We start from the raw sequence: 5440 nt of genomic DNA, 5'->3' as shown, positions 1-5440 counted from the left end.
GATAGTAGTCGGCGGAGAGGCTGTCGTACCGGCAGCGATTTATGACTGTTTGCCTGGTGCAACACGTTATGGCGGATGGGATCGCTATGCAACCGTAACGGCGATAGCTTCAGGGTTGCAGCTTAACCTTAACCAAGTATATGTTGTAACCGGCCTCGATTTTCCGGATGCGTTAGTAGCCGGAAATTTGGCGGCAAGATCTCTGTCGCCGCTGATCATGGTGGATCAGGAGTTACCGGCGGCAAGCGAGACATTCCTGACGGCTAATAAAGCGGCAATCTCCGGACTGACTGTTATCGGAGGGCAAGTGATAATTACGCCAACTCAGGACAGTGCTATCCGGGAGGCACTGAAGTAATTAGTTATTGCAGCACAGAGTATGCGAAAGGGGTGTTAGCAACGCAAGCTGTCACAAAGAAATGGTCCGCTGCGATTTTAATTATAACGCTGGTTTTCATGTTGCCGGCTGGATCATTTATTCTGATGCCGGGGTTTGCTCTTGCTGAAGTTTCGGAACCGCTTACAATCACCGGAGATGGGGTGGCGAAGCCGATAACTTTGACTTTGGAGCAACTCCAGGCTATGCGCCAGTATCAGCATATCTACAGTACGATTAACACCTGGCCCACCAAAGTAGTGTGCGTGGGGGAAGGGGTTAGATTAAGAGATCTGCTCGCATTAGCGGAAATAAAGGAAGATGCTCAGTTGATTAGTTTTACTTCCACAGATGACTACAAAATGACGCTAATGGTTAAGGAATTATTGGAAGACAAGCGTTATTACTTCCCTCATTTGATGGACAATAATGCCGGCGACGGAAGTATTGCCGGCTCTCCGGCGGATGCAGAAGAGGTAGAGCCGATCCTTGCTTTAAAGAGTACCAGAGATAGTATTCAGCCGGCTGATATGAACGATATGGATGCCTTATTGCTTATGTTTGGGCAGCGGGCGGTTACCGAGCAGACGCAAAACTTATTCGTAAGATATGTAAAAACAATTGAAGTGCTGACCACAGCTCCGCAAAAATGGGATAACCCGATAGCTAATATTGACAGTGGAGACGTTCTGGCGGGAACTTCGATTGAACTAAGCAATAAACGTAATGATGCCGATAAAATTTACTACACTACGGACGGCAGCACCCCAACTATTAACAGTCCAATTTATAACTTGTGTTCCAAACGATGGTGGGGTCAACGCCCTAATTTGGAACTTACGAATAAACCGATTGAGATTAAACAAGGCACGGTTATCAAGGCCAGAACGATTGGCCCCGGTAAGGCCGATAGTGATGTGGTTACCTTTACCTATCAGATTGGCAGTCCCACGCAATCTCAAACACCAAGTGGACCACCGAGCATAGTCACCCTGGATCAGAAGCTGGTCGATTCAAAAGTCGGCAGTATTGTTGAGTTAACGGCGACAGTCGGTCCGAAAAATGCCACTGATACCAGGGTAACCTGGAGCTCAAACGATACCCGGGTGGCTACGGTCGATAGCTACGGCCTGGTAACGATTGTGGGTTTAGGCACAGCCACCATTACTGTAAAAACTGTAACCGGTAATTTAACGGCTACTTGTATTGTGCAGGGAACAATGAAAAACGTTGTTGGTCTGAGTAGGGTGGATACGGATATTGATCCTAATAAAAATGAGGTGTCGAAACTGGAGCAGTCAAATCCGGCTGTAATGGTAGCCGCAATAAAACATCCCATAACCCCGGACCACGTACAGGCGACTGCTTCTCAAGATGTTGTTGGTCAGAGTGAGGCGGATACCGATACCGATACCGATACGGATACCGTACAGGAGCCCTCTCCAGCTTCGCAGCAGTCTCAGACAAATTGGCAGCATCTGACCGCAAAAGAGAATGTGGCAACAAATTCAACTAACCCCCAGACTTCCGACTCAGAGCTTGACCGTCAAGCTTGGCAAGTGTATGAGATATTGCCTGATGTCGGTCCCTTGTTGCTGTCGGAGGAGTATGACAGGTTGAGCATTTATCTGTGGATTATTTTGGGAAGTTTATTCTTTTCCGGTGCAGGTAGAAGATATAGAAAATACAGGAAATATACTTAGGGGGTAACAATTAGGGGGTAACAAATTGACAGATTTTATCTTAACGCCACTCAAAGATATTATGCAGATTATTTCGTCTGGCTTACTGGCTCCTGCCATTACTATTTTATTGTTATTTGTGGCTTTCACGGTGATTGAGCTGGGCAGCCTGCTGGTGGAAGTGTTTTTTGAGCGGCGTAAGGCAGTAAAGATTAACTTACCAGCATTATTGGATACTTTTCAGGTGAAAGATACTAGAGAGATACCGGAGGAAATTGAAAAAAGCCGACTATTTCGTCGGCAGAAGGCGGCGCTGAGAGAACTAATCAAAAACCGCGCTTTGCCTGCTGCTTCACATCAGGCTCTGGCCCGCCGGTTGCTGGACAGCGAGGAATTATATTATGCCGGAATAATCAATCGCACAGATCTGATAGCTCGTTTGGGGCCGATGTTGGGATTGATAGGTACGCTGATTCCGCTGGGTCAGGGGCTGGTAACCTTGGGTCAGGGTGATCTCAATGGCTTGAGTAATTCTTTGCATGTAGCCTTTAATGCTACGGTAATTGGTCTGGCAACAGCTAGTGTTGCTTTCGTTGTCTCCCGTTTGCGAAAAAGATGGTATGAGGATAATTTGAGTTTACTGGAGATCTTGCTGAAAAGCCTATTGGAGGTGTACGACCGTGAACGGGGAATTGAGGAGTAGAAGGAGACTCAGTACATCCGAAGATGTTAATCCTCTGGATGGCGCGATCAATATAGTAGATGCTATGTTGGTATTTGCCTGTGGGCTGTTAATCGCTTTGGTCATCCATTGGAAAGTCAACCCTGCCAATGGCTTGGAGCGAGTTAATTTGCAACTTGGCCAAGAAATGTCGCAGGAAACCCAAATAAGAAGCGATCTGAAAGAAACTGAGGGACAGGGTCAGCTTTATGAAAAACTAGGCACGGTCTACAAAGACCCCACTTCAGGGAAAATGTTCATGTTAACCAACAAGTAATATCTTGTTTGAATTGTTTGAATCAACAAAGTTTGCAGACAGAGTTATGGAATCATTATCCTGTTGGGAATCATTATCTTACAAGGAGGAAAAAAATATGTCTTATGGCAGGAAGATAATGCTTTGCAAGATATGGAGCATGCTTCTTTGTATCGCTATAATAGTATGCACGCCTTTAGGCAGGGGATTAATTCAACCGGCTGAAGTATTGGCAGAAGGTGTTCCGGCACTGACAGCAGGGACCGTCACAGCGGCGCCCGGAGAGGTGATCAATGTCCCCATTAACTTGACAAGTTCAGGAGAAGTAGTTGCTTTGGGATTTGAACTAAGCTATGATCACAGCTTGTTAACTTACAAGCAAACAAGTTTAGGAAGCGGAGCAGCGGGCTTCACTATCTTTGACTATATATCAGGGAATAACGAAGCAGTAAATCTCTACAATATGAATAACACTCCGTTTACCGGCGGAACGGACAGCACAATAGCAACAATGCAGTTTACGGTATCATCTGCAGCAAGCTCCGGAGCATCTTGCGTATTAGGTCTGAATGGAGTAGTACTATCCGATGCCCTAGGAAATGAGATAACAGCAAAAACAGTAAACAACGGGCAATTCAGCATACCGGGAATAGTGACCGGCGTGGCAACACCTAGCGCTATTAATGTCGTAATAGGTACTGCGTTGGCAAATATCGGATTACCAGGCACGGTAATAGCGACCATCGGTGATAGTTCAATGCGAAATATTGATGTGACCTGGGACGGCGGTACTCCCGCGTACAGTGCCACAACTGCCGGGGCATTTACCTTTAAGGGTTCGCTGGCAAACTTGCCGACAGGTGTGACCAATCCAAATAATGTGACGGTGACCATGACAGTGGATGTGGTCGTTACAGCTCCCGTAACCCTGAGCAGCATCGCAATCACAACACCGGCAACTAAACTGACTTACACAGTGGGAGATTCACTGGACCTAAGCGGTCTGGTTGTCACAGGAACCTACAGTGATAACAGCACGCAAGTGGAAACAGTCTCAGTAAACAATGTAACAGGTTTTGACAGCTCGGCGGCTGCAGCCGGCCAAACACTGACGATCACCGTTGGTGACAAAACCACAAGTTATATTGTAGAGATCAAAGCTTCAGTAATATCGCAGGGAACTGCAACAGGAACCACAACGGGAGAAACCTTCTTAACCATATCGGGAGATGGAGTAACGACTCCTGTAACTTTTACCCAGGCCCAGCTTGAAGGTATGCCGCAATACCAGCGCACATACAGTGTTGTTAACACGTGGCCTACCAAGAAGTTCGAGGTGGCTAAAGGGGTCAAATTGCGGGACCTGCTTGCTCAGGCGGGGATAAAAAATGATGCTCAACTGATTAAATTTACTTCCAAAGACGGCTACTATCTGACGCTTACAGTCAAGGAGTTATTAAAAGACAAGCGTTATTATTTCCCTCATTTCAAGGAGAATCTTACAGCCGACGGTGATGGGAATATTCGCGGCTCTTCCGCAGGGGCGGAAGAGGTAGAGCCGATTATCGCCTTGGTAAGAGTTGAAGGCAGTGATAATCCTGCCTATATGAACGCCATAGATGCACCGGTACCGGTATATGGGCAAAGGACAGTTACCGAGCAGATTAATGAGGGATTCGTAAAATATTTAGCGACAATTGAAGTATCCACCGCGACACCGGCAAAATGGGATAGTCCGCAGGCAAATCCGGCCGGTGGCGAGGTGCCCGTGGGCGCCATGGTCAAACTCTTCAACGACCACATGGACAATGATAAAATTTATTACACCACGGATGGCAGCACACCGACTATGAATAGTCAGATGTATAATTGGATTGCCAGTCGCTGGTGGTCAGCACGAGCGGAGGACGTGGATAGTATTAATAAACCAATTGGACCCATTGAGAAAAACACTACTATCAAGGCAATAACCATTGGCCCCGGTAAGCAGGACAGCAAGATAGCGACGTTTAATTATACAATTCCGGGAGAAACAACAGTCACTACCAAAGAAGACGTTAAGCTTACGGATAACCAACTTGCGGATAACAAAACCGCTTTAGATAAACTATCAGCAGCAACACCTGAGCAAAAGCAGGCAGCCCAGCTGCCGCCCGATGTCCCGGTCATCATGCCGGAAGCTGCAACGCCCACAACCCTGACAGCCAAAGATGGAGTCCAGATAGTTGTACCCGCCGGAGCTGTCAGAAACCAGACCGGTCCGGTAAAAATTACCGTAGCTCTTGGAACTGTAACAGCCGCACCCCAGGCGCAGTCGACAGCAGTAGTACTTGACCCGCTCAAATACGAACGTCAATTTGGGGTTGAAGGGCAGGCTGATGGTTCAATTCAGTTTACTGAACCGG

The 5440-nt window shown here is 47.1% G+C and carries 5 protein-coding genes; all 5 read left to right on the top strand.

Annotated features, from left to right (window positions below; all coding sequences use genetic code 11):
- Positions 1-358: cell wall-binding repeat-containing protein (locus AC6I5A_RS07920; protein ID WP_034614140.1), on the top strand; the 358-nt coding region annotated here is incomplete at its 5' end.
- Between the two features lie 32 nt (positions 359-390).
- A complete protein-coding gene (locus AC6I5A_RS07915) occupies positions 391-2079 on the top strand; it encodes an FN3 associated domain-containing protein (protein WP_052167968.1) in 1689 nt (562 codons plus the stop codon).
- Positions 2080-2104: 25 nt separating this feature from the next.
- On the top strand, positions 2105-2761 hold the full coding sequence (locus AC6I5A_RS07910) for a MotA/TolQ/ExbB proton channel family protein (RefSeq protein WP_497900598.1): 657 nt from the start codon (positions 2105-2107) through the stop codon (positions 2759-2761).
- Positions 2739-3056: a DUF2149 domain-containing protein gene (locus tag AC6I5A_RS07905; protein WP_034614137.1), complete on the top strand. Its 318-nt coding sequence runs from the start codon at positions 2739-2741 to the stop codon at positions 3054-3056. The genes AC6I5A_RS07910 and AC6I5A_RS07905 overlap by 23 nt, the downstream gene beginning before the upstream one ends.
- A 97-nt stretch (positions 3057-3153) precedes the next feature.
- Positions 3154-5440, top strand: a 2287-nt coding sequence (locus AC6I5A_RS07900) for an FN3 associated domain-containing protein (RefSeq protein WP_034614136.1), incomplete at its 3' end; no start/stop codon positions are given.

The organism is Desulfosporosinus sp. Tol-M2, from assembly GCF_059735615.1.
The sequence above is the reverse complement of the archived record's forward strand: the minus strand, read 5'-3'. Positions and strand labels throughout refer to the sequence as shown.